Consider the following 1,020-nt stretch of genomic DNA (forward strand, 5'->3'; position numbering starts at 1 on the left):
ATTCATATACCATCTGTTTGTTCTGTTGTGCTGTGAATGGCATTGTGGGCGACTGTGTAGCAGCCCGTTGGTTGTGGAGATCCGCCTGCCGGCGGATGACAAAAGGGGGGCTAGCGTGGGATGAGAGGGCTAGCGGGGTTTGGAGTGTTGGAGCCATAGCGTCTTGCTTCCTTTGGTTGCGGCCAGAGGCCGCTACGGATGTTCGTCAACGAGCGGAGCTCGAGAGGAGCGAGGGGGGGCGTTTCGAAGAGCCATTAACCAGTGTGGCTGTTGGTGGCTGGGTTTCGTTGATGAACGGCCAAGCTAGCGCTCTTTGTCATCCGCCGCAGGCGGATCTTCAAAGGAGGCATTCTGCTTGGCTGTTGCCTTAAGAAATTGAAAGGGGCTAATTCATATACCCTGTGTTTCTTCTCTAGTGCTGGGAATGGCATTGTGGGCGACGGTGTAGTAGCCCGTTAGTTGTGAAGATCCGCCTGGCGGCGGATGACAAAAGGGGGGGGCTAGCGTGGGATGAACGGGCTAGTGCAGTTTGGAGTGCTGGTGCCACTGCCTCTCGCTTTCTTTTGTTGCGGCCAGAGGCCGCTACGAATGTCCGTCAACGAGCGGAGCTCGAGACGAGCGAGGAGGGGTATTGTGGGCGACCGTGTAGCAGCCCGTTTCCTCCTACGGAGGATGACAAAGAGGGGCTAGTTGGCGAGGAACGATCTTGTCATTGTTTCTCACAGGTCCTCAGTTCTTCAGTTCCTCAGTTCTTCATCGCTGAACCGGAGGATGGACTCTACGTATTTCCGTTCGTTGGAGAGGCGGGGCACTTTGTTCTGGCCGCCGAATTTGCCGCGGGCCTTCATCCATTTTGCGAAGGTGTCGGGGGGGAGGGGGTGTACCCGGAGTTGTTCCAGGGCCATGTTGTGGTAGCGTTTTGCTTCGTAGTCGGAGTTGAGGTTTTGGAGTTCCTGGTCGAGGATGGAGGCAAAAGCATCGATGTCGGCAGGAGCTTGCTCAAACTCTATGAGCCATTCG

Annotated in this window: 2 protein-coding genes; one reads left to right on the forward strand and one right to left on the reverse strand. The window is 56.1% G+C overall.

Annotated elements, in window-relative coordinates:
* Window positions 1-95: 95 nt before the first annotated feature.
* Window positions 96-371, forward strand: coding sequence for a hypothetical protein (locus tag D6783_02445; GenBank protein RME53274.1), 276 nt, complete (start codon window positions 96-98; stop codon window positions 369-371).
* Between the two features lie 366 nt (window positions 372-737).
* Here D6783_02445 and D6783_02450 read toward each other — a convergent pair.
* On the reverse strand, window positions 738-1,020 hold a 283-nt coding region (locus tag D6783_02450), incomplete at its 5' end, for a hypothetical protein (protein ID RME53275.1).

This window comes from Candidatus Woesearchaeota archaeon (assembly GCA_003694805.1).
Classification (GTDB): domain Archaea; phylum Nanobdellota; class Nanobdellia; order Woesearchaeales; family J110; genus J110.

Coding starts and splice junctions, on each gene's coding strand:
- D6783_02445 (RME53274.1), top strand. CDS start 96: ATGACAAAAGGGGGGCTAGCGTGGGATGAGAGGGCTAGCGGGGTTTGG.